Here is a 19403-nt window from a genome sequence, read left to right as displayed (position 1 = left end):
AATGGCGCGATTTGATATCCATCGCAACACTGCTGCATCCCGGGCTTCGGCACCTTTCCTCATTGACGTACAGAACAACAACGTCAGTGGCCTGGGGACACGAGTGGTTATCCCGCTAAGAACAATTCAGTCTTTTTCTCGCTTTGTCGACATCGTCCCGAATGACTTGTGCCCCATTCTCCACCTTGCCGGTGCGCGATACTTTCTCTCTACTGCTGAGCTTGCGGCCATGGGGAGCGAGAGACTGGGCGCATTCATCACCTCGGGCGCCATGTATCAAAACGAAATTCTGGCAGCACTAGACCGCCTTTTTGGTTCGTACTGATTCGATATCAATGCCAGCAAAGGAAAAGCCCGCATCAGCGGGCTTTTCCTTGCATGGCAAACGGCGTCGGCGTGGACTACGGCCGCACGTGCGTCAGCGCGTAGCCGACGTGCTGCCACCAGTGCTCGCGCGAGTGGACCGACTTCAGGCACTTCTTGTCCAGCTCGCCCTTGAACACCGGATCGGCGCACATCGCCGTGTACAGCGCGTTGCGCTGGTTCTCGGCGTTGATCAGGGCGATGGTCAGCCAGAAGATCAGGCCCAAGGCCAGCACCAGCACGCTCCAGGCGATGTGGTTGATGTAGCTGCGCTCGTACAAGTCCTCGATGTTGGGCTCGGACTCGCGGTACATCTTCATCACGCCCTTTTCGACGTCGTTCTCTTTTTCGCTCATATTATTTCTTGGCCGCCTTTGGAGCCGCCGCCGTTGCGCCGTTCTTTTCCTGGTTGGCCTTGGCCACCAGCGCGTCCATCACTTGGAACAGCGCCGCGTGCGCCGCCGGCACCGGCTTGCCGACACCGGCCATGGCCGGCGAGGTGACGTAGTGGCCGTCGATGACGATGCTCGGTGCGCTGTCGAGCTTGTACTGGCCGATCAGCTGCATCGAACGCTTCATCTTGGTTTGGACCGCGAAGGAGTTGAAAAATTCCAGATACTTGGCCTTGTCGACGCCGTTCTTGACGACGAAGTCGAGTATGCCGGCGTCGGTGTTGAGGCGGTTGCGCTCGACGTGGATGGCGCGGAAGATTTTTTCATGGATGCCGCTGCTCAGCAGGTTCATCGCCTCCAGCGTGATGAAGGCGTGCGCCTGCGGATCGGTCAAGCCGTTGGCCATGTGCAGGCGGCGGAAGATGATTTTGTCGCCCTGCTGCTTGACCCAGTCGGCCATCACCGGCTCGAGCGCGTTGCAATGGGGGCAGTGGTACATGAAGACCTCGACCACTTCGATCTTCTTGCCCGTGTCGGCGCGCACCGGCGTGTCCAGCGTCAGGTAATCGGTGCCGTTTTTCGGTTCGGCGGCAAAGGCGCCGGAGGCGGAGGCCATGAAGGCGACGGAGACGAGCAGCAGACGCAGAAGACGCATAACAAAATCCTTGTTCGATGGGGTTGGCACACGCTGTGGGAAACAATGGTGCGATCGCCGCGAGATTACCACTTTTTTCGCGGCGTTTTCAGGCTTGGGCGCAAAAATCGGCGATTTGGCGCCAAATTAAGCCGGCTTTAAGGGCGGCGGGCGCGCGCCAGCTCCAGTTTCTCGCATAGCTGGGCGGTGCCGTCGGCCATGCGCGGCGTGGCGCGCGCCATCAGGTCGCCGCTCAACTCGAACAGATTGCCGCGCTGCAGCGCCAGCATGCCCTTGTACGGCCGCCAGATCGCCAGGCCGCTGTCGGTCGCGCTGTCGCCCTCGTGGCGCTCGCCGCCGACGATGGCCTCCGGGTTCTGCTGCACCACCGCCTCGATGCCGACCGACGGCGCCAGCACCTTCAAGCCGCCGAACACGTTGCGCCCGCCGCACAGGCGGATCGCGTCGCCGACGATGTGCTCGTCGTTGAGGGTGTAGAGCGGCTTGTCCCATATCTGGTAGAACAACCGCACCGGCGGGCGCTGCGCGTACTTGGCGCCGAGCGCGGCGATCTTTTGCCGGTAGTCCCTGGCGGCGGCTTGCGCGGCCGGCTCGGTGCCGAGCAGCTGGCCGAGGCGGATCAGCGAGGTGGCGATCTCGTCGAGCCTGGCCGGCGCGCTGTAGTAGATCGGCAGGCCCAGGCTTTTCAGTTGTTCGATCTGGCGCGAGCTGTTGCCGCCCTTCCAGACCACCAGCAGGTCGGGCTTGAGCGCCAGCACCCGCTCCAGGTCGATTTGCTCGTTGCTGCCGACCAGCGGCAGGCGCTTGGCGGCGGCCGGGTAGTCGCTGAAGTTCATGCCGCCGACCACGTGCTCGCCGCCACCGGCGGCGAACAGCAGCTCGGTGATGTGCGGCGCCATGGCGATGACGCGCTGCGCCGGCTTGGCCAGCGTGACGGTCAGGCCGGCGTCGTCGCGCACAGATATGGCGGCCGGCGTGGCGGCGTGGGCGGCGGGGCTGTGGATGGCGGCGCAGAGCAGCGCCAGCGGGGCCAGCGCGCGGGCGCGGGAGGGAATAGGATGGGACATCGTGGCGGTCTCCAAAAAGAGCTGTTCGTCGCAGGTCGGCGGGACGCCGGCCCCGCTTGCTTGAGCTACACCCAAGGACGAAAACCAAGGGTCAGACCCTAGGGTCTGACCCTGGCGCTACGCCGTTGGGTGAATTTTCTAAGAGCTGGGTCGCGGACTTAGAAGTCGTAGCGGGCCGATACCTTCATCTGGCGGCCGGCACTGGTGTAGATGCCGCCACGGCAGGCGAAGGCCTGGGAGAAGTACTGCTTGTCGCCCAGGTTGAGGGCGGCGAGCGCCAGTTCCCACTGGCCGAACTTGCGGGCATAGCGCGCGTCGAAGGTGGTGAACGATGGCATGCGCGACGAGCAGCTGTTGGTGAAGTCGTCGCCGTAGCGCTGGCTGTCGACCCACTGCGCGCCGAAGGCGGCGCTTTGGCCGTCGGCCGGCGTCCACGCCAGGCGGGCGCTGAGCACGTTCTTCGGCACCAGGATCATCTCGCGGCCGGCGTTGGCGCCTTCGGTGAAAGTGGCCTGCACGTGCTGGTAGTGGCCGCTGACGGTCCAGTCGGCGGCAACCACGGCGCTGGCGGACAGCTCGACGCCCTGGCGCTTGGTCGGGTCCAGGTTGGTGTTGGCGCCGTAGCCGATGGTTGGATCGTAGAACAACTCGTTGCGCAGCTTGTGGCGGAACACGGCGGCGGTGAACTTTCGCTCGGCGTTGCCGTAGCTGGCGCCCAGCTCCAGGTCGTGCGAGGTTTGCGGCCGCAGCGGCGTGTTCAGCTTGGGCGTCAGCGCGTTCTCGTCGGCGTTGGCGACGCGGTAGCTCTGGCCGGCCTTGGCGTAGGCGGTCAACAGCGGCAGTACCGTGTAGCTGCCCTGCAGGTCCCAGGCGTTCAGGCCCTGGGTGTTGTCGTAGCGGGTGGTGCCGAAGCCGATCGGATCGGCGAAGCCCTTGTCGAACAGCTCGCGGCGCACGCCGGCGGCCAGGCGGCCGTCGTGGGCGGCGTCGAAGCGGATCTCGTCGCGCAGGTAGATCGCCTTGGAGCGCTGGGTCGCCTCGGCGGCCGACGACGGGAAACCGGCGTAGCTGCTCTTGGTGTCGCGCTCCCAACGGGTCAGGTCGATGCCGGCCACCAACTCGTTGAGCATGCCGCCGACATTGCCCAGCTGGCGCAGACGCGGCGAGAACTGGGTCTGCTTGCTGTCGTACTGGGCGGCGAAGATGTTGGCGCCGCTGCCGTAGCTGGCCTTGACGGTCTTCTGCCGGTGCGACAGTTCCGCCGCCAGGTCGAAGCCGGCGACGCGCTGGCTGATGAAGGCGGTGACGCGGTCGCTGTCGAGCGAGCCGAAGTCGTCCGGCGTCTTGGTCTGTTGCGGGTTGGCCAGGTACTCGCTCATCTTCAGCGAACCGGCGAAGCGCGAGTCCTGGCGCAGGCTGTCAAGGCGCACGCCCATGCGGCCGGCGGCGGTGAACCATTGCGCGCCGCCGCTGAAGTTGGTTTGCTTGTAGTCGTTGTTGTCGCGGTAGTTGTCGGTCTGCTGGGTGCCCAACGTGGCGTCGAGGGCGAAGCCGTCCCAGGCGCGCGCCACCGAGCCGCGCGCTTCGCGCTGGCCCTGCTGGCCCACTTCGGTGTAGACGCTGCCGCTGCCGTTCTTGCTGGTCGGCCGCTTGGTGACGATGTTGATGACGCCGCCGGTGGCGCCCTCGCCGTACAGCACCGAGCTGCCGCCACGGGTGATCTCGATGCGCTCGACGGTGTCGATGGCCACCGTGGTCAGCACGGCGTTGAGCAGTTCGTTCTCGGACAGGCGCACGCCGTCCAGCACCACCACCATGTTCTGGCTGCTGGCGGCGCCGAAGCCGCGCAGGTCCAGGCTGAAGTCCGGGCCGCCGTCCAGGCTCTGGCGGCCGTACACGCCGCCGATCTTGCGGATCGCCGAGTTGACGTCGTTGATGCCGGCGCGGCGGATCTGGTCGGCGCTGATGACGGTGGCGCCGATCGGCGCGAAGGCCGGGGCGCTGTCGAAGCGGGCGCCGGTGACGACGATGGGGGCCAGCGTCTGCGCGGCGGTTTGCGCCACGGCGGGCGCGGCGGCGAAGCACAGCGCGACGGCGGCGGCCAATGGCAGGAACGCCGGCAGGCGGCGGGTAGCGGAGAAGGTCATGATGGATCGTTTTCGAAAAAGGCATCCGCCTGCGTCCCCGCAAGCCGGAATGGAACGGAAGGCGCCGCCACGGACTGCTCCGCGCGGCGCTCCCACCTGTCTGGCCGGTATCCGGGCTGGCAAGTCGGACCGCCTCACCTTCCTATGCGTACGCATAGTGGTCGTCGAGACAGCCTGCCGCCCGATTGCGCGGGGCGGCGCTTGCGTTACCGTTGCGGGGGCAGCACACCTTGGCCGAGCTTGCTGGCAGCGGCCTTGTGTTTCCCGTTTAACTGCGCACGTGGTCACATGCGCGGGCACCAAAACGCGGGCATTATACCGCCGGGCACGCCTGCGGCATGACGGATTTCGACAACAGACGGTGGCGCCGGCGCCCGACATCATTCATAAAAACTGAACGATGCATATAGTTTTGCCCGATTGATCCACATCTATTGAATGACTATGATGTGGACATCACTTCACGGAGCGCCACCATGTCCAGCACCCTACTTCCCACCTATTTCCTGTCCCACGGCGGCGGCCCCTGGCCGTTCATGAAGGAGCAGGTCGGCGGCACCTACGACCAGCTGGAAGCCTCGCTGCGCGACATTCCGCGCCAGCTCGGCGTGACGCCGAAGGCCGTGCTGGTGGTCACCGCGCACTGGGAGGGCCGCGACTTCCTGCTCTCGGCCGGCGCTAAGCCGCCGATGATCTACGATTATTCCGGCTTCCCGCCGCACACCTACCAGATCCACTACGACGCGCCCGGCGCGCCGGAGTTGGCGGCGCGGGCCAAGGCGCTGCTCGACGGCGCCGGCCTGCCGGCGCAACTGGACCACGAGCGCGGCTTCGACCACGGCACCTTCAGCGCGATGTATCCGGTGTATCCGCGGGCCGACGTGGCTATCGTGCAGCTCTCGCTCAAGCACGGCCTGGACCCGCTGACCCACCTGCGCGCCGGCCGCGCGCTGGCCGCGCTGCGCGCCGAGGGCGTGCTGATCGTCGGCAGCGGTTTGAGTTTCCACAATCTGCGCGCCTTCAACGCCAGCGGCGCGGCGGCCTCGCACGCCTTCGACCAGTGGCTGCGCGAGAGCATGGCGCTGCCACCCGGGCAGCGCACGGCGCGCTTGATGGAATGGGAAAGCGCGCCGGCGGCGCGCGTGGCGCACCCGCGCGAGGAGCATCTGCTGCCCTTGATGGTGGTGTTGGGCGCGGCCGAGCAGGAGGCGGCGACAGTGCCCTACCACGAGGACAAGTTCTTCGGCGGGCTGGCGGTGTCGAGCTTCCGCTTCGGCGCGGCGGCGCCGGGGTGATGCCAGCGGCCGGGCGCCAGGGTCAGACCCTCAGGGTCTGACCCTCGAGTCACGCCGCCGGGCTGCGGCAGCGGACTAGCTGCCGCGCTTGCCGTTGGCGGCGGCGCGCGCCTTCTCGGCCGCCAGGATGGCGGCCTTTTCGGCCTTGGCGGCCATCTCGGCGGCGTGTTCGGCCAGCAGGGCCTGGCGCGTCTCCGGCGTCTCCAGCGAGATGCGGCCGAGGATGCCGCTGCGGTAGTCGCCGAGGAAGGTGTGCGAGGCCTTCTCGAAGTCCAAATCGCCGCCCTTCTGGCGGAAGCCGCGCCGCGCCGCCACGCCCTCCACCACGGCGATGCCGTCCATGCCCTCGGTCTTGAAACCGTAGCGCGTCGCCAGAAGGGCCGGATAGCGCTGCAGCAGCACGTCGGCCAGGAACACCGCGACCTCCTCCTCGATCAGCGCGTTCGAGCCGATGGCGTGGCTGGCGGCCAGCATCAAGCCGTCGCTCGGCAGGGCGATCTTCGGCCACAGCATGCCGGGCGTGTCGACCAGGATGGTGTTCTTGCCCAGGTAGAGCTTCTGCTGCTGCTTGGTGACGGCCGGCTCGTCGCCCACCTTGGCGACGCGCTTCTTCAACAGCGCGTTCATCAGGGTCGACTTGCCGACGTTGGGAATACCCATGATCATGATGCGCAGCGGCTTGGTCGGCACGCCGCGGTGCGGCGCCAGCGACTTGGCCAAGTCGGGGATGCGCGCCACCTCGGCCGCCTTCTTGGTGGTCATGGCGTAGGCGGTGACGCCCTCCTGGGCGTTGTAGTAGGCCACCCAGGCCGCCGTGGCGGCCGGATCGGCCAGGTCGATCTTGTTGAGGATCTTCAGACAGGGCCGCTGGCGGAACAGGCGCAGCTCCTCCACCATCGGGTTGCAGCTGGCCTCGGGCAGCCGGGCGTCGACCACCTCGATCACCAGATCGGTGTTCTCCATCTGCTCCGCCGCCTTCTTTTTGGCGGCGTTCATGTGCCCCGGATACCATTGAATTGCCATGCTATTGCCTTCAAAATCGTTCTATCAATCCGCTATTTTACCTGCTGCCCCCGGCGCCAACCAGAATTGCCGCCGAGCGCCCCACTTTCACCTGTATAGATTTGTCGCAGACTCGGATATGATGGGGCACTTTTTTACCGATCCATGACTTTTTTATTAACTTTACACCACCCGGAGTGTTGAAGATGAGACAAGCCGCAGCACCGACGCCGAAGGAAATCACCGTACGCGGGATCATCCTCGGCGTCCTCATTACCCTGGTCTTTACCGCCGCCCAGGTCTATCTGGGCCTGAAGGTCGGTTTGACCTTCGCCACCTCGATCCCGGCGGCGGTGATCTCGATGGCCCTGCTGAGCGCCTTCAAGGACGCCACCATCCAGGAAAACAACATCGTCCAGACCATCGCCTCGGCGGCCGGCACGCTGGCCTCGGTGATCTTCGTGCTGCCCGGCCTGATCATGATCGGCTGGTGGGCCAAGGTGCCGTTCTGGCCCACCTTCGGCTGCTGCGCCATCGGCGGCGTGCTCGGCGTGATGTACACCATGCCGCTGCGCCGCGCCCTGGTGTCGCAGTCCGACCTGCCGTATCCGGAGGGCGTCGCCGCCGCCGAGGTGCTGAAGGTCGGCATGGCCTCGCGCAACGGCGCGGCCGAAGGCAAGGCCGGCCTGCTGGCCCTGGTGTGGGGCAGCCTGGCCTCGGCCCTGTTCGCCGCCGGCAGCGCCGTCAAGGTGATGGCCGGCGAAGTGGCGATCTACTTCAAGACCGGCGCCGGCGCCACCGGCATCGGCGCATCGAGCTCGCTGGCCCTGCTCGGCGCCGGCCACCTGATGGGCATCACCGTCGGCATCGCCATGCTGGCCGGCCTGCTGATCGCCTGGGGCGTGCTGGTGCCGCTGATGACGGCGCTGCATCCGGCGCCGCTGCTGTCGGCCGCCGAGCAGGCGCTGTCGGTGTGGAAGACCGACGTGCGCATGATGGGCGCCGGCACCATCGGCGCGGCCGCGCTGGTGACGCTGGCCGGACTGGCCAAGCCGGTCATCGGCGGCTTGAAATCGGCGCTGGAGACTGCCCGCCTGGCCAAGGCCAACAAGGGCGTGGCGCTGCCGCGCACCGAGCAGGACCTGCCGCTGTTCATCGTCGGCCTGGTCACCATGATCTCGATGGTGCCGGCCGGCTGGTTGCTGGCCACCTTCCTGCAGGGCACCGTGCTGGCCGAGCTGGCCTGGCCGCTGGTGGCCGTCGGCATCGGCTACATCATCATCGCCGGCATGTTCGCCGCCGCCGTGTGCGGCTACATGGCCGGACTGATCGGCTCGTCGAACTCGCCGGTGTCGGGCATCGCCATTTTGACCATCCTCGGCGCCGCGCTCAGCGTCGGCATGGTCGGCCGCCACGTCATGGGCCCCGAGGTGGCGCAAGCGCTGGTCGCCTTCGCCCTGTTCGTCACCACCGTGGTGCTGGCGGTGGCGGTGATCGGCAACGACAACCTGCAGGATTTGAAGACCGGCCAACTGGTCGACGCCACGCCGTGGAAACAGCAGGTCGCCCTGTTGGTTGGCGTGTTCGCCGGTTCGGCCGTAGTGCCGCCGGTGCTCGACCTGCTCAACCACGCCAACGGCTTCGCCGGCGCCGCCAACGTCGGCGTGATCTCCTCGACGCCGCTGGCGGCGCCGCAGGCGGCGCTGATCTCCACGCTGGCCAAGGGTGTCATCGGCGGCAACCTGCCGTGGCACCTGCTGGGCTATGGCGCCGCGCTGGGCCTGGGCCTGGTGCTGCTCAACTACCTGCTCAAGAGATTCAGCGACAACAAGTACAGCCTGCCGCCGCTCGGCGTCGGCCTGGCCATCTACCTGCCCAGCGCGGTCACCGCGCCGGTGGTGGTGGGCGCCGTCGCCGGCTACCTGTTCGAGCGCGCCATGGCGCGCCGCGCCAGCGGCGAGACGGCCAAGCGGCTGGGCGTGTTGATCATGTCCGGCTTCATCGTCGGCGAGAGCCTGTTCAACGTCGCGCTGGCCGGACTGATCGTCATGTCCGGCGACGGCGAACCGCTGGCCATCGCCAACAGCATGAGCGAGGCGCAGACCATGATCGTCGCGCTGATCGTCGGCATCGTCGTCGTCGCCGGCCTGTACTCGTGGTCGGCCAAGAGCGCGCGCAGTTGCGCCGCTTGATGCGACCGGCTTGACATGAGAAAGGAGCCGCGGGCGACTGCGGCTCCTTTTTTTTCGCCGGGATTACTTAGGCGCCAGCGGCTCCAAGACCACCTACAGGCGAAGAGCCGGGGTCAGAGAGCCGGGGTCAGGAGAGCCGGGGTCAGTGCCGACATTCGGACACAGACTCAGCCGAGGAGAGCCGGGGTCAGTGCCGACATTCGGACACAGACTCAGCCGCAATCGATCGGTGAGAAGGGATATGGTTGAGGTCGTGTCCGAATGTCGGCACTGACCCCGGCCTTCCGGCCTTCCGCTGCGGGTGACCGCGGCTCCTTTCTTTTTACTGGCGCCAGTTCAGGCCGCGCCGCCGGCTCAGGCGGCGCGCGCCTCCAGGCGCGGCGCGGCGGGCTGGCCGCCGCCGCGTCCGTCGCGCCGCGACGTGCCGATGGCCTGCGCCGGCGCCTTGGCGCGGCCGCCGGCCGGCGCCAGCCGGAACACGCTGACCGCCTGCGTCAGGCTGCCGGCCTGCTCCAGCAGCGCGGCCGAGGCGGCGGAAGCTTCCTCCACCAGCGCGGCGTTCTGCTGCGTGACGCCGTCCATCTCGATGATCGCCTGGTTGATCTGCTCGATGCCGGCACTCTGCTCCTGGCCGGCGGTGCTGATCTCGTCGATGATGGCGCTGACGCCGTCGATGCTGGTGACGATCTGGCGCATCGTCGCGCCGGCCCGCTCCACTTGGGCGTTGCCGGCGTCGGCCTGCTGCACCGAGTCGTCGATCAGGGTCTTGATCTCCTTGGCCGCCGCCGCGCTGCGCTGGGCCAGCGTGCGCACCTCGGTGGCCACCACGGCGAAGCCACGACCCTGCTCGCCGGCGCGGGCCGCCTCGACCGCCGCGTTCAGGGCCAGGATGTTGGTCTGGAAGGCGATGCCGTCGATGACGCTGATGATGTCGCCGATCTTGCGCGCCGAGGCGTTGATCGAGGCCATCGTGTCGACCACCTGGGCGACCGCAGCGCCGCCCTCCTTGGTCACCTCCAGCGCGCTGCGGGCCAGCGCGCTGGCGCGGTTGGCGTGGTCGGCGTTGTTGCGCACGGCGACGGTCAACTGCTCCATCGACGAGGCGGTCTCCTCCAGCGAGCTGGCCTGGTGCTCGGTGCGCGCCGACAGGTCGACGTTGCCGCTGGCGATCTGGCCGGAGGCGGTGGCGATGCTGTCGCTGCCGCTGCGCACCCGGCCGACGATGTCGACCAGGCTGCCGTTCATGTCCTTCAAAGCCTGCAGCAGCTGGCCGGTCTCGTCGCGGCCGCCGTCCTCGATGCGGCTCGACAGGTCGCCGGCGGCGACGGTGCGCGCCACCTCGATCGCCGCGCGCAGCGGCCGGGTGATGGAGAGGGTGATCCACCAGGCCAGGGCGACGCCGAGCAGCAGCGCCAGCGCGCCGAAGCTGAGCATCAGGGTGCGGGCCGAGCCGATGTCGCCGCGCACCTCGGCGCCGCTGGCGTTGACCAGCTGGCGCTGGAACTGCGCCATTTGCGTCACGCTGTCCTGCAGGCGGTCGAGCGCCGGCAGCGTCTCCTCGAGCATGCGCGCCTTGGCCTCGGCGCGCTGGCCGGCGGCCAGCTGCTGGTCGACCTGGCCGAACGAGGTGACGTAGACGCGTCGATCCTGCTTGAAGCGCTGCAGCATCACCTTGGCCTCGTCCTTGTAGAGCAGGCGGTCGAGCGTCTCGACGGCGCCGTTGATGGCCAGCTTGTTGGCCTCGATGCGGCGGCGGATCTGCTCGACGCGGGCGGCGTCCGGCTCGAGGAACAGCTCGAGCGTGCGGCGCGCGTTGGCGCGGGTGCGCGAGCTGATGTCGGCCAGCGCCTCGGCCTTGACCCAGTCCTTGTCGATCATCCGCGCGCTGGTCGCGCCGATGTGGTCCAGCCGTACTAGGGCGAAGGCGATCAGCGCCGCCGTCAGCAGCAAGACCAGCGCAAAGCCGGCGCCCAGACGCCGTCCGATAGTCCAATTCCCGATGTTCATCTTGGTTCCTCAATGTGTGCGCCGCAGGCGCGGGCGGGTGCGGCGGGCAGGCGGCCGCGCCGGCGGGGCGTCATGCGGCGGGCCTGGCCGCGCCGACAGGCTCCCGGCCGGCAAGACAAAACGAGGATGGAAAAACGGCGTTGTCTGAGTGGGGGCGGCGGGGAGGATGTTGCCCTACGTAAACATGATAGCGATATCAGGCGGGGGATGAAATATCCAAGAGGGACTATTGCGCACAGTGGATTCCCCCACAGGACTAGTCACAAAGGACTAGTCGCGCAGGCGACCTCGGCGCGGCGGCTACAGCTCGGCCAGCGCCTTGACGTGGGCCACCACGCTGCGGCCCAGCGCCGACAGGTTGTAGCCGCCCTCCAGGCAGCTGACGATGCGGCCGCCGGCGTACAGCTTGGCCACCGCCATCACCTGCCCGGTGATCCAGGCATAGTCGGCCTCGACCAGGCCCATGCCGCCGATGTCGTCCTCGCGGTGGGCGTCGAAGCCGGCCGAGACGAAGATCATCTGCGGGCGGAAGGCGTGCAGCGCCGGCAGCCAGTGCGCCAGCACCGCCTCGCGCACCGCCGCGCCGCCGGAATGGGCCGGCAGCGCCACGTTGACGCGGTTGGCGGTGTACGGCTCGGGCGGCGTGTAGGGGTAGAACGGGTGCTGGAAGAAGCTGACCATCAGCGCGCGCGGATCGGCGGCGAAGGCCTCCTCGGTGCCGTTGCCGTGGTGGACGTCGAAGTCGACGATGGCGACGCGCTGCAGGCCGCGCGCGTCGAGCGCGTGCTTGGCGGCGATGGCGACGTTGTTGAACAGGCAGAAGCCCATCGGCTCGCTGGGCCGGGCGTGGTGGCCGGGCGGGCGGATCGAGCAGAAGGCGTTGTCGAACTCGCCGTCGATGACGGCGTCGGTGGCCGCCACGGCGGCGCCGGCGGCGCGCTGCGCGGCCTGCCAGCTGTGGGCGTTGAGCGAGGTGTCGCCGTCGATCGGGTAGTCGTCGGCGCCGGCGGCCGGCGTGTTGTCGCGCACGATGGCGATGGCGTTCTTGCTGTGGTTGCGCTCCAGGTCGGCCATGGCCACCAGCGGCGCCTGGCGGTGCTCCAGCAGGTCGTTGATCTGCGCCCGCATCAGCTGGTCGGAGATGGCCTGCAGGCGGGCCGGCGACTCGGGGTGCCAGTCGCCCATCTGGTGGCGCAGGCAGTCGGGATGGGTGTAAATTGCTGTGGTCATGGTATTCGTCTCTGCCGCCGCGATCAATGGGTATCCGCTGCGCGCGTTCTCGCATAGAATCCCTAGACCGGTACTTTATATTGTTCAAAACTGCCGATGGCGCTAATCTACCACGCCGGCGCGCTTTTCCGCTGCGCCGTCGGCCGAAGCGAGGCGCCGTCGGCGCCACCCAACCAGCCCAGGGCCACCCTCTCGATGTATTCCAAATTGCACGCCGTGGCCGAGCAGGTCGGCCAGATCATCGTCGGCAAGGAGCGCCAGATACGCCAGGCGCTGACCTGCCTGCTGGCCGGCGGCCACCTGCTGATCGAGGACGTGCCCGGCGTCGGCAAGACCACGCTGGCGCACGCGCTGGCCATCTCGCTGGGGCTGCGCTTCAACCGCATCCAATTCACCAGCGACCTGCTGCCGGCCGACGTGGCCGGCATCTCCATCTACCAGCGCGAGCAGGACGCCTTCGTGTTCCACCCCGGGCCGATCTTCACCCAGGTGCTGCTGGCCGACGAGATCAACCGCGCCACGCCGAAGACCCAGTCCGGCCTGCTCGAGGCGATGGAGGAGCGCCAGGTCAGCGCCGACGGCGTCACCCGGCCGCTGCCGGAGCCCTTCTTCGTCATCGCCACGCAGAACCCGACCCACCAGGTCGGCACCTTCCCGCTGCCCGAGTCGCAGCTCGACCGCTTCTTGATGTGCCTGTCGCTGGGCTACCCGGACGCCGCCGCCGAGCGCGCCCTGCTGATGGGCGAGGACCGCCGCGTGCTGCTCAAGGCGCTGCCGGCGGCCATGACGGCCGAGCAGCTGGGCGCCGCCCAGCGCGGCCTGCGGCAGATCCACTGCTCGGCCGCGCTGGTCGACTACGTGCAGGCGCTGGCCCAGGCCTCGCGGCAGAGCGGCGCCTTCGCCGAGGGCATGAGCCCGCGCGCCGCCATCGCCCTGCTGCAGGCGGCGCGCGCCTGGGCCGCGCTGGAGGGGCGCGACCACGTGCTGCCGGAGGACGTGCAGGCGGTGCTGCTGCCGGTCTGCGCGCACCGCCTGCGCCCGCTCAAGTCGGCCCACGGCGCGGCGCTGGCCAGCCGCGACCTGGTGCTGCAGTTGCAGGCCTCGGTGCCGCTGTAGCCGCATGTTGGCGCGCCTGCGACAGCTGGCCAGGGACGGCGCCGACCGCTGGCTGTTCCAGCTCAGCGCGCCCGAGGCGGGCGAGGTGCTGCTGACGATGCGCCGCGTCTTCATCGTGCCCAGCGGCCCCGGCCTGGCCTTCGCCGGCCTGCTGCTGCTGATGCTGGTCGGCGCCGTCAACTACAACCTCGGCCTGGGCCACGCGCTGACCTTCCTGGCCGGCAGTTGCGCCGTCGCCGACATGGTCATGACGGCGCGCAACCTGGCCCTGCTGCGCCTGTCGCCCGGCCGCGCCGCGCCGGTGTTCGCCGGCGAGGAGGCGCAGTTCGAGCTGCACCTGCACAACCGCACGCGGCGCGACCGCTACGCCGTCTGGATCGACGTGCACGGCGCCGCCGCGCCGCGCCAGGCGGCCGACGTGGCGGCCGGCGCCAGCACCAGCGTGCTGCTGTCGGCGCCGACCGCGCGGCGCGGCTGGCAGCACGCGCCGCGCCTGCAATTGAGCACGCGCTTCCCGCTCGGCCTGTTCCGCGCCTGGAGCTACTGGCATCCGGCGCTGCGCGTGCTGGTCTACCCCTACCCCGAGGCGGACGCGCCGCCGCTGCCGACCCAGGGCGCGGCCAGCGAGGACGGCCAGGGCCAGGTCGGGCTGGACAACTTCACCGGCATCCGCCCCTACCAGCCGGGCGACCCGATGCGCCACCTCGCCTGGCGCCAGATCGCCCGCCACGACCCGGCGCACGGCGGCCAGCTGGTCAGCAAACAATTCGACGGCGGCGCGGTGGCCGAGCTGACGCTGGACTTCGAGCAGCTGCCGGCGCGGCTGGACCTGGAGCTGCGCCTGGCGCGCCTGGCCAGCTGGGTGCTGCTGGCCGAGCGGCGCGCCCTGCCCTACTCGCTGCGCCTGCACGGCCGCACGCTGGGGCCGGCGCTGGGCCAGGCGCACCGCGCCGCCTGCCTGCGCGCGCTGGCCTTGTACGGGTTGGAGGACGAGGCATGAGCCGCCCGGCCCGCTGGCTGCGCCTGGCCCGGCAACTACCGCGCGACAAGGCCGACACCCTGCTGCTGCTGGCCGCCGCCGTGCTGGTGCTGCTGCCGCACTTTGGCCACCTGCCGCTGTGGACCAGCGCCACCGTCTGCGCCACGCTGCTGTGGCGCGCCGCGCTGACCCTGCGCGGCAAGCGCCTGCCGCCGTTGTGGCTGCTGCTGCCGGTCTCGCTACTGGCCATGGCCGGCGTCTACCGCTCCTTCCACACCCTGCTCGGGCGCGACGCCGGCGTCGCCATGCTGGCCCTGCTGCTGGCCTTCAAGCTGCTCGAGATGCGCGCCCGGCGCGACCTGTTCGTGGTGGTCTTCCTCTGCCTGTTCCTGCTGCTGACCACTTTCTTCTACTCGCAGACGGCGCTCACCGGCCTGGGCATGCTGTGCACCGTGCTGCTGCTGCTGACCGCCCAGCTGTCCTTCCAATACACCGGCGCGGTGCCGCCGCTACGCCGCCGCCTCGGCCTGGCGGCGCGCATCGTCGCCGCCGCGGTGGCGCCGGCGCTGCTGCTGTTCCTACTGTTCCCGCGCATCCAGGGGCCGCTGTGGGGCCTGCCGGGCGACGCCCACGGCGCCCGCAGCGGCATGTCCGACAGCATGTCGCCCGGCAGCGTGGCGGCGCTGGCGCTGTCCGACGAGGTGGCCTTCCGCGTCCGCTTCCTCGATCCGGCGCCGGCGCCGGCGCACAGCCTGTTGTACTGGCGCGGCCTGGTGCTGGGCGACTACGACGGCCGCACCTGGCGCCGCCTGCCGCGCCTACGCGGCGTGTTGCGCCCGGAGGTCCACGTCGGCGCGCGCGGCCAGCCGCTGCGCCACGAGGTGACCATGGAGGCCAGCGGCCAGCGCTGGCTGTTCCTGCTCGAACTGAGCGACCCCGAGCTGCACCTGGCCGAGCACCGCCTGGGCAGCTCGGACGAGCTCGAACTGTTCACGCAAAGCCCGATCGAGCAGCGCCTGCGCTACACCACGCGGGCCTGGCTGGACTTCAGCGTCCAGGCCGACGCCAGGCCTGAGCAGCTGCAGCGCTGGCTGCAACTGCCGGCCGGCTACAACCCGCGCGCGCTGGCGCTGGCCGCGCGGCTGCGCGGCGCCACGCCGCAGGCCTCGGTGCAGGCGGTGCTGCGGCTGTTCCGCGACGAACCCTTCGTCTACACGCTGAACCCGCCGCTGCTGGGCCGCGACGCCGTCGACGACTTCCTGTTCGCCAGCCGCGCCGGTTTCTGCGAGCACTACGCCGGCGCCTTCGTCGTGCTGCTGCGCGCCATGGGCGTGCCGGCCCGCGTCGTCACCGGCTACCAGGGCGGCGAGCGCAACCCGCTCGACGGCTACCTGAGCGTGCGCCAGTCCGACGCCCACGCCTGGGCCGAGGTGTGGCTGGCCGGCGCCGGCTGGCGCCGCGTCGACCCGACCGCCGCCGTCGCGCCGGAACGGGTCGAGCGCGGCCTGGCGCGGGCCCTGCCGCCGCCCGCGCCGTTCAGCCTGGCCGGCCTGGGCCAGCTGATGCGCCTGGGCGACAACGCCCCCGCCTGGCTGCAACAACTGCGATTTAGCATGGGCGCGATGAATAATGCTTGGAATCAATGGGTCCTGGATTACAATCCAGACAGGCAGCGGAGTTTCCTCGAAGAACTAGCCGACACCCTCGGCAACGCCCGCGCCGGCGCCGGCCTGGCGCTGTGCGCCGCCGTGCTGTGGTGGCTGCGCCGGCTGCGCGGCCGGGTTCGGCCGGAACCGCTGGCGGCGTTGTACGAGGAGTTCTGCCGGCGCCAGGCGCGCCACGGCTTCGTGCGCGGCGCCGCCGAGGGTCCGCAGGACTACCTGGCACGCCTGAGCACGATGGACGCCAGCGCCGAAAAACACGCTGCCATGCGCAGTTTTCTGAATTTGTATGGCACGCTGCGGTATGGGCGCGCCACACCCGATGAGAGAGCGGCGTCGCTGACGACGCTGAACAACCTGTTACCTTTATGCCGATGACTTCCCTACTGCGCCACCTCCCCCTCCGTCCCCGCCACCTGCTGGCCTTGTTGCTGGCGGCCGCCCCGTTCAGCCAGGCGCTGGCGGTCGACCAGTACGGCTACAAGCTGCCGCCCAGCAAACAGAGCAAGGCCAAGGCCGAGGCCAAGGCCAAGCAAAAGAAAGGCCCGCCGCCGATCGACTACAACGGCGAGTTCGTCAACTTCGGCCAGTGGAAGGAGGTGCGCCTGTTTATCGACGGCCTGGTCGATAAGAACGGCTTCCAGCGCGCCGAACTGGAGGCGCTGCTGGGCCAGGTGCGCTACGTCGAGTCGGCGGTGCAGCTGATCAAGCCGGCGCCACCGGGCAAGCCGAAGAACTGGCAGGCCTACAGCCGGCTGACCGTCGAGCCGGTGCGCATCGACGCCGGCGTCAAGTTTTGGAACGAGAACCGCGAGACGCTGGCGCGCGCCGAGGCGCTGTACGGCGTGCCGGCCGAGATCCTGGTCGGCATCATCGGCGTCGAGACCGTCTACGGCCGCAACACCGGCCGCTTCCGCGTGCTCGACGCGCTGACCACGCTGGCCTTCGCCTATCCGGAGGCGCCGGCGCGCCTCGAGCGCATGGCCTTCTTCCGTAGCGAACTCGAGGCCGCCCTGCTGTACGCCCGGCAGAACGGGGTCGACCCGCTGCAGCTGCGCGGCTCCTACGCCGGCGCCGTCGGCATGCCGCAGTTCATGCCCAGCAGCATCTTGAAATACGCCGTCGACTTCGACGGCGACGGCCGTATCGACCTGCTCAACTCGAGCAACGACGCCATCGGCAGCGTCGCCGCCTTCCTGGTGGCGCACGGCTGGCAGCGCGACACGCCGGGGCCGCTGGTGATCGCCGCCCAGGTCTCGCCCAACCGCAGCTGGGAACCGCTGCTGGGCCGGGGCTTGAGCGCGAATTTCCTCGCGCCGGACTTGACGGCGGCCGGCGTCGCCACCACATCGGCCTTGCCGGCCGGGGTGCGCTATGGTCTGGTGGACTTGCAGAACGGCGCCGAGGCGACCGAATATTGGCTGGCGACCAACAACTTCTTCGCCATCACGCAATACAACCGCAGCTATTTCTACGCCATGTCGGTGGTCGAGCTGGGGCGGGCGGCGAAGCTGTCGCGCGGCGGCGAGATGTAAGGAAGCGTAAAGAGGCTTGCCGGCGAAAGTTGCAGAAGGTATCTTTTACTTTACCATTTGCAACATCACCGGTATGCTCGAAAGAAATTCATTTCATGCAGCAACTTCGGCGGAATTATCTTATAATTAACTTTATGGATTCAATAAAACACTTGCGCCACGCAGCTTAACATAGCAAACCGTGTATAATTCTCACACAATGTTGCATAAGGACAACGAGCGCGCGCACTCAAGACATTTTTTTATTGCTTATGAGTATTAGATTGCGTGCTGCTGTACAATTGTGTATATATTATGAATCTTGTTATCCCGGAATCCGTCCGTGTGTGAATTCGTTCCTTAGTGAAGGATGAACATTAACGCAGCAGCGAGCTCCGAGTGTTTTTTACTTTGCAGGACAACTTTACAGAAGGAACAAACGAAATCATGACAAACCAAGTCGGCATTGATATGAACAACGAGTCGGATGGCGATGATCTGTTGCAGTACAACCCTAACCGGTTGCTGGACACGCTAATCGAAAACCTGCGCCTGAAAAACGATGCCGCGCTGTCGCGCGCATTGGAAGTGGCGCCACCGGTCATCAGCAAGATCCGCCACCACCGCTTGCCGGTCGGCGCCTCGCTGCTGATCCGCATGCACGAGGTCAGCGACCTCAGCATTCGCGACCTGCGCTACTTGATGGGCGACCGCCGCAACAAGTTCCGCATCAGCGACAAGCAGTTCAAACCTAAAGAAGGCGAACCAGGCCAGGGCTGATCCCTGCCGGTTGCCAGACTCTGGCACTCCCTCCCCTCACGAGGGGGAGAGGGAAGCACTATTGCATGACGTCAGGCCGGGAACACCCCGGTGGACAAATAGCGGTCGCCGCGATCGCAAACGATGAACACGATAGTCGCGTTCTCCACCGTTTGCGACAGGCGCAGCGCGATCTCGCAGGCGCCCGCCGCCGAGATGCCACAGAAAATCCCCTCTTCGGCCGCCATGCGGCGCGCCATTTGCTCGGCCGCCGCCTGCGTCACGTATTCGATCTGGTCGACCCGCGCCTTGTCGTAGATTTTCGGCAGGTAGGCCTCCGGCCATTTGCGGATGCCGGGGATCTGCGAACCCTCCTCCGGCTGCGCGCCGACGATCTGCACCGCCGGATTCTGCTCCTTCAAATATTGCGACACGCCCATGATGGTGCCGGTGGTGCCCATCGCCGAGACGAAGTGGGTGACGCGGCCGCCGGTGTCGCGCCAGATCTCCGGGCCGGTGCCCTCGTAGTGGGCGCGCGAGTTGTCGAAGTTGCCGAACTGGTCGAGGATGATGCCCTTGCCGTCCTTTTGCAGCTGCTCGGCCATGTCGCGGGCGTATTCCATGCCGCCGGTGCGCGGCGTGAGCATGATCTGCGCGCCGTAGGCGGCCATGCTCTGGCGCCGTTCGATGCTCAGGTTTTCCGGCATCAACAGCAGCATCTTGTAGCCGCGCAGCGCCGCCGCCATCGCCAGGGCGATGCCGGTGTTGCCGCTGGTGGCCTCGATCAGGGTGTCGCCCGGCTTGATGTCGCCGCGCTCCTCGGCCCGCTTGAGCATGGACATGGCGGCGCGGTCCTTGACCGAGCCGGCCGGGTTGTCGCCCTCCATCTTGCCGAGGATGATGTTGTGGCGCGCCGCCGCGTCGGCGCCCGGCAGGCGGGTCAGCTGCACCAGCGGCGTGTTGCCGATCGTGTCTTCCAGAGTCTTGTAGGCCATCATCTAATCTTCTTCCGAATTCTGCAAAA

The 19403-nt window shown here is 68.0% G+C and carries 16 protein-coding genes and 1 riboswitch; of the genes, 8 read left to right on the top strand and 8 right to left on the bottom strand.

From position 1 onward, the window contains the following. Window position 1: 1 nt before the first annotated feature. Complete coding sequence (locus BM252_RS32195) at window positions 2–325, top strand: CcdB family protein (RefSeq protein ID WP_093386248.1); 324 nt, start codon at window positions 2–4, stop codon at window positions 323–325. A 76-nt stretch (window positions 326–401) separates the two neighbouring features. On the opposite strand, the gene BM252_RS08495 is transcribed toward BM252_RS32195, so the two are convergent. The 4 genes from BM252_RS08495 to BM252_RS08480 form a co-directional block, all read right to left on the bottom strand. Further along, window positions 402–719: a hypothetical protein gene (locus BM252_RS08495; protein WP_093386245.1), complete on the bottom strand. Its 318-nt coding sequence runs from the start codon at window positions 717–719 to the stop codon at window positions 402–404. Window position 720: 1 nt separating this feature from the next. Continuing rightward, window positions 721–1410, bottom strand: coding sequence for a thiol:disulfide interchange protein DsbA/DsbL (locus tag BM252_RS08490; RefSeq protein WP_093386243.1), 690 nt, complete (start codon window positions 1408–1410; stop codon window positions 721–723). A 137-nt stretch (window positions 1411–1547) separates the two neighbouring features. Further along, a complete protein-coding gene (locus BM252_RS08485) occupies window positions 1548–2477 on the bottom strand; it encodes a cobalamin-binding protein (RefSeq protein WP_093386638.1) in 930 nt (309 codons plus the stop codon). A gap of 158 nt (window positions 2478–2635) precedes the next feature. Beyond that, window positions 2636–4624 (bottom strand): TonB-dependent receptor, encoded by a 1989-nt coding sequence (locus BM252_RS08480; protein ID WP_093386240.1) that lies wholly within the window; start codon window positions 4622–4624, stop codon window positions 2636–2638. 85 nt (window positions 4625–4709) lie between these two features. Further along, window positions 4710–4942: riboswitch (cobalamin riboswitch) on the bottom strand. Window positions 4943–5100: 158 nt separating this feature from the next. Here BM252_RS08480 and BM252_RS08475 point away from each other — a divergent pair. After that, entirely contained in the window at window positions 5101–5919 is an 819-nt protein-coding gene (locus tag BM252_RS08475) for a DODA-type extradiol aromatic ring-opening family dioxygenase (protein ID WP_093386238.1), read from the top strand. A 75-nt stretch (window positions 5920–5994) separates the two neighbouring features. Here the strand turns inward: BM252_RS08475 and ylqF are convergent, their stop codons facing one another. Then, entirely contained in the window at window positions 5995–6942 is a 948-nt protein-coding gene (gene ylqF / locus BM252_RS08470; protein WP_093386235.1) for a ribosome biogenesis GTPase YlqF, read from the bottom strand. A gap of 185 nt (window positions 6943–7127) precedes the next feature. On the opposite strand from ylqF, the gene BM252_RS08465 reads away from it, so the two are divergent. Further along, entirely contained in the window at window positions 7128–9113 is a 1986-nt protein-coding gene (locus tag BM252_RS08465) for an OPT family oligopeptide transporter (protein WP_093386233.1), read from the top strand. A 354-nt stretch (window positions 9114–9467) separates the two neighbouring features. Here BM252_RS08465 and BM252_RS08460 read toward each other — a convergent pair whose 3' ends face one another. Next, window positions 9468–11120: a methyl-accepting chemotaxis protein gene (locus tag BM252_RS08460; RefSeq protein WP_093386231.1), complete on the bottom strand. Its 1653-nt coding sequence runs from the start codon at window positions 11118–11120 to the stop codon at window positions 9468–9470. Window positions 11121–11420: 300 nt separating this feature from the next. Then, window positions 11421–12350, bottom strand: coding sequence for a histone deacetylase family protein (locus BM252_RS08455; RefSeq protein WP_093386228.1), 930 nt, complete (start codon window positions 12348–12350; stop codon window positions 11421–11423). A gap of 195 nt (window positions 12351–12545) precedes the next feature. Between BM252_RS08455 and BM252_RS08450 the strand changes: the two genes are divergently transcribed. From BM252_RS08450 to BM252_RS08430, 5 genes are all read left to right on the top strand, one after another. Then, window positions 12546–13466 carry an AAA family ATPase gene (locus BM252_RS08450; protein ID WP_093386636.1) on the top strand — a complete coding sequence of 307 codons (921 nt, stop codon included), beginning with the start codon at window positions 12546–12548 and terminating at the stop codon, window positions 13464–13466. Between the two features lie 4 nt (window positions 13467–13470). After that, window positions 13471–14466 (top strand): DUF58 domain-containing protein, encoded by a 996-nt coding sequence (locus BM252_RS08445; RefSeq protein WP_093386226.1) that lies wholly within the window; start codon window positions 13471–13473, stop codon window positions 14464–14466. Then, window positions 14463–16484, top strand: a complete 2022-nt coding sequence (locus BM252_RS08440; protein WP_093386222.1) for a transglutaminase TgpA family protein — start codon at window positions 14463–14465, stop codon at window positions 16482–16484. The genes BM252_RS08445 and BM252_RS08440 overlap by 4 nt, the downstream gene beginning before the upstream one ends. Further along, window positions 16475–17641: a lytic murein transglycosylase B gene (gene mltB / locus BM252_RS08435; RefSeq protein WP_245774159.1), complete on the top strand. Its 1167-nt coding sequence runs from the start codon at window positions 16475–16477 to the stop codon at window positions 17639–17641. Before BM252_RS08440 ends, mltB begins: the two co-directional genes overlap by 10 nt. Before the next feature lie 426 nt (window positions 17642–18067). Beyond that, window positions 18068–18400: a hypothetical protein gene (locus BM252_RS08430; RefSeq protein ID WP_093386220.1), complete on the top strand. Its 333-nt coding sequence runs from the start codon at window positions 18068–18070 to the stop codon at window positions 18398–18400. 71 nt (window positions 18401–18471) lie between these two features. On the opposite strand, the gene cysM is transcribed toward BM252_RS08430, so the two are convergent. Then, entirely contained in the window at window positions 18472–19374 is a 903-nt protein-coding gene (gene cysM, locus BM252_RS08425; RefSeq protein WP_093386631.1) for a cysteine synthase CysM, read from the bottom strand. Window positions 19375–19403 lie beyond the last annotated feature (29 nt).

The sequence above is a fragment of the Rugamonas rubra genome, from assembly GCF_900114705.1.
Taxonomy (GTDB): domain Bacteria; phylum Pseudomonadota; class Gammaproteobacteria; order Burkholderiales; family Burkholderiaceae_D; genus Rugamonas; species Rugamonas rubra.
This window is presented reverse-complemented; position numbering and strand designations above follow the sequence as displayed.

Coding starts and splice junctions, on each gene's coding strand:
- BM252_RS08440 (WP_093386222.1), top strand. CDS start 14,463: ATGAGCCGCCCGGCCCGCTGGCTGCGCCTGGCCCGGCAACTACCGCGC.
- BM252_RS08480 (WP_093386240.1), bottom strand. CDS start 4,624: ATGACCTTCTCCGCTACCCGCCGCCTGCCGGCGTTCCTGCCATTGGCC.
- BM252_RS08460 (WP_093386231.1), bottom strand. CDS start 11,120: ATGAACATCGGGAATTGGACTATCGGACGGCGTCTGGGCGCCGGCTTT.
- BM252_RS08490 (WP_093386243.1), bottom strand. CDS start 1,410: ATGCGTCTTCTGCGTCTGCTGCTCGTCTCCGTCGCCTTCATGGCCTCC.
- BM252_RS08475 (WP_093386238.1), top strand. CDS start 5,101: ATGTCCAGCACCCTACTTCCCACCTATTTCCTGTCCCACGGCGGCGGC.
- BM252_RS08495 (WP_093386245.1), bottom strand. CDS start 719: ATGAGCGAAAAAGAGAACGACGTCGAAAAGGGCGTGATGAAGATGTAC.
- BM252_RS08455 (WP_093386228.1), bottom strand. CDS start 12,350: ATGACCACAGCAATTTACACCCATCCCGACTGCCTGCGCCACCAGATG.
- BM252_RS08450 (WP_093386636.1), top strand. CDS start 12,546: ATGTATTCCAAATTGCACGCCGTGGCCGAGCAGGTCGGCCAGATCATC.
- BM252_RS08445 (WP_093386226.1), top strand. CDS start 13,471: ATGTTGGCGCGCCTGCGACAGCTGGCCAGGGACGGCGCCGACCGCTGG.
- BM252_RS08430 (WP_093386220.1), top strand. CDS start 18,068: ATGACAAACCAAGTCGGCATTGATATGAACAACGAGTCGGATGGCGAT.
- ylqF (WP_093386235.1), bottom strand. CDS start 6,942: ATGGCAATTCAATGGTATCCGGGGCACATGAACGCCGCCAAAAAGAAG.
- BM252_RS08465 (WP_093386233.1), top strand. CDS start 7,128: ATGAGACAAGCCGCAGCACCGACGCCGAAGGAAATCACCGTACGCGGG.
- BM252_RS32195 (WP_093386248.1), top strand. CDS start 2: ATGGCGCGATTTGATATCCATCGCAACACTGCTGCATCCCGGGCTTCG.
- cysM (WP_093386631.1), bottom strand. CDS start 19,374: ATGGCCTACAAGACTCTGGAAGACACGATCGGCAACACGCCGCTGGTG.
- mltB (WP_245774159.1), top strand. CDS start 16,475: ATGCCGATGACTTCCCTACTGCGCCACCTCCCCCTCCGTCCCCGCCAC.
- BM252_RS08485 (WP_093386638.1), bottom strand. CDS start 2,477: ATGTCCCATCCTATTCCCTCCCGCGCCCGCGCGCTGGCCCCGCTGGCG.